4 protein-coding genes are annotated in these 2,438 nt (G+C 71.0%); 1 reads left to right on the forward strand and 3 read right to left on the reverse strand.

Annotated elements, in window-relative coordinates:
• Positions 1-24: 24 nt before the first annotated feature.
• The 3 genes from recF to RMO97_RS01235 form a co-directional block, all read right to left on the reverse strand.
• Positions 25-1,164 (reverse strand): DNA replication/repair protein RecF, encoded by a 1,140-nt coding sequence (recF, locus tag RMO97_RS01225; protein ID WP_310538739.1) that lies wholly within the window; start codon positions 1,162-1,164, stop codon positions 25-27.
• An 82-nt stretch (positions 1,165-1,246) separates the two neighbouring features.
• The gene (locus RMO97_RS01230; RefSeq protein ID WP_310538740.1) at positions 1,247-1,681 is read right to left on the reverse strand and encodes a DUF3429 domain-containing protein; all 435 of its coding nucleotides are present in this window, start codon (positions 1,679-1,681) and stop codon (positions 1,247-1,249) included.
• Entirely contained in the window at positions 1,678-2,070 is a 393-nt protein-coding gene (locus tag RMO97_RS01235; RefSeq protein WP_310538741.1) for a DUF393 domain-containing protein, read from the reverse strand. The genes RMO97_RS01230 and RMO97_RS01235 overlap by 4 nt, the downstream gene beginning before the upstream one ends.
• A gap of 105 nt (positions 2,071-2,175) precedes the next feature.
• Here RMO97_RS01235 and RMO97_RS01240 point away from each other — a divergent pair.
• Positions 2,176-2,438 (forward strand): hypothetical protein (locus tag RMO97_RS01240; RefSeq protein ID WP_310538742.1); only part of this gene is annotated, 263 nt, incomplete at its 3' end.

The following is a 2,438-nucleotide window of genomic DNA, read 5'->3' on the forward strand; positions in this document are numbered from 1 at the left end:
CCGCTTTGCGGGGGCGGTAAGCGCTCACCCGACCTCAGCCACCCCCGCCGCCTCCACCAGAAACCCCTGAGACCGCCCCGCCAGCCCCTCAAACAGCATCTCGTCCGTCCCGGTCAGAAACGCCTGCAACCCCAACGCCTCAATCTCGTCGAACAGGGCGGCCCGGCGGCGCGCGTCCAGATGGGCGGCAACCTCGTCCAGCAGCAAAATGGGGGCGGGCGCATCCACCGCACGCGCCAGTCGCGCCGCCTGGGCCAGCACCAGGTTGAGGATCAGGGCCTTTTGCTCGCCGGTGGAGCATTCAGCGGCTGCGCGGTCCTTTTCCACATGGATCACACTCAGGTCGCCCCGGTGGGGGCCGCTGAGCGCGCGTCCGGCTGAGGCGTCGCGGTCGCGGGCGGCGGCCAAGACCCCGCCCAACTTCGCCTGAATGTCGCCCAGCGCCGCGCCCTGCCCGGCCATCTGCTCCCACTCCCCCGTCAGCGACAGCCTCGCCTGGGGGAACGGCCGCGCGCCCCGGGTGTCGATTTCCGTCGCCAGGGCCACAAGGGTTCGCGCCCGGGCCTGGGCCATCAGGGCGCCGGCCTCCGCCAGCCGCGCCTCAAGAGCGTCGAGCCAGGCCGCGTCGCGCGGGCCGTCGATCAACAGACGCATGCGTTCGCGCAAGGCTTTCTCGTAGACCTGCACATGGGCGGCGTGGACCGGCTCGCCTGCGAACACCAGCCGGTCAAAGAACCGTCGCCGATCTGCAGCGCCCTCCAGGAACAGCCGGTCCTGGGCCGGGGTCAGCCAGACCTGGCGGGTATGTTCCGACAGGCGGCCGGGCGGCACGGTCTCGCCCTCGACCCGCACGGCCCGGCGTGCGGCGCCCGCGGTCTCGACCCCGGTGCCCAGCCGGGTTTCCTCTTCGCCGAACCGCACGCTCACGGCGACAGCCCAGGCCCGCCCGGCTGTCTCGCCCGGCATCCGCCGGCCCACCTCGCCAAGGCCGGAGCCACGCAGGCCTCGGCCCGGAATGAGAAAGCTGACCGCCTCCAGCAGGTTGGTCTTGCCCGCGCCGTTCGGCCCCGCCAACCAGACGGGCCGCCCATCCAGCGCCAGTTCGGCGCTCGCATAGGACCGGAAGTCGGTCAGGGTCAGGCGGGTCAGGGCGCAGGCGGTCACGGCTGGCTCTTAGCGCGCTTCCACCGGTTGCGCGAACGAGGCCTGTGGCGAGGGCGCCGTTTGCGAGGATGCGCCGCCAGGCTCAGCGTGTCAGAACCAGGGATCCGGCCGCCAGTCCCGCGAGCGCGCCGAGGCTGAGAACGGTCCGCAGGCCGGGATACCAAGCGGGCAGGCCCCGGGCGCGGACGTCCCAGAGCCACTGGAGCGCAAGGCCTGCGGCCAAGGCGCCCATCTGCCAGGCACTGAGGGCCGACGGGAGGACCAGGACGCCCACCGCCCATAGGGTCGGCAGCATCGCCAGGGAAACGGTCGCCACCGACGGGGATGGCCTGGCGACGGCCAGCCCCCAGCGCGCGCCGCCCAGGAACGACAGGATCAAGGCTGCGTAGGCGATGAGAAACCGGGCGGCGAGGTCACGGTGGTCCGCCCACAGCCACCCGGCCAGCGGCGGTCCCAGAAAACCGCTGAGCCCCAGCAGGCCATAGACCAGCACAGCGCGGGGCGTCGCGCCGATCATGCTGCGTCGCGGGGCGCGGGGGCAAGGCGCCGCGCCAGAGACTGCAGCCCAGGGCGGACGACCAGAAACAGCCGATACAGGCGCTCCAACCCCCACAACACGACCGGTATCCTGGCGACGTGGCCAAGCGGAGACAGCAAGGGAATGGCCCGCCACATGGCCGCAAACGCTGCGGCGCCAGACACCAGGGGCCCACCGGCCTCACGCGCATGGAAACGCTGGAGCAGGCTGGCGCGGTCAATCGGGCAGGCGGCGTCACCGGCCACGTCGATGAAGTCGATCCCGGCGCGACGGTCCAGACGCCGGAACAGGGCGATCTCACGCTGGCAAAGCGGGCATTCGCCATCGTACCAGACCGTGACCTGCGGCGATTTGGGCTTCGGGGTCATTTCCAGCCTGCCTCCAGTCCAGACCCCTAGACGCAGTGAGCCAACGCGGCAATCAGCGCGTGGAAGCGGGTGACCTTCGCCCCATCGCATCCTATTCTCCGTCACATGACCGAGACCCTCGACGCCGATCCGCCGCCGCTCCCTGACCTGCCGCGCGCCAACACCCAGGACGGGCCGGCGATCCGGCTCTATCTTGTGGATGGCTCCGGCTTCATCTTCCGGGCCTTCCATGCCCTGCCGCCGTTGACGCGCAAGTCGGACGGCGTGCCGATCGGCGCCGTGTCGGGCTTCTGCAACATGATCTGGAAGCTGTTGGTGGACATGAAGACGTCCGCCGAGGCGCCGACCCATCTGGCGGTGATCTTCGA

Source organism: Phenylobacterium sp. (assembly GCF_031425575.1).
In the GTDB taxonomy this organism is placed as follows: domain Bacteria; phylum Pseudomonadota; class Alphaproteobacteria; order Caulobacterales; family Caulobacteraceae; genus Phenylobacterium.

Coding starts and splice junctions, on each gene's coding strand:
- RMO97_RS01230 (WP_310538740.1), bottom strand. CDS start 1,681: ATGATCGGCGCGACGCCCCGCGCTGTGCTGGTCTATGGCCTGCTGGGG.
- RMO97_RS01235 (WP_310538741.1), bottom strand. CDS start 2,070: ATGACCCCGAAGCCCAAATCGCCGCAGGTCACGGTCTGGTACGATGGC.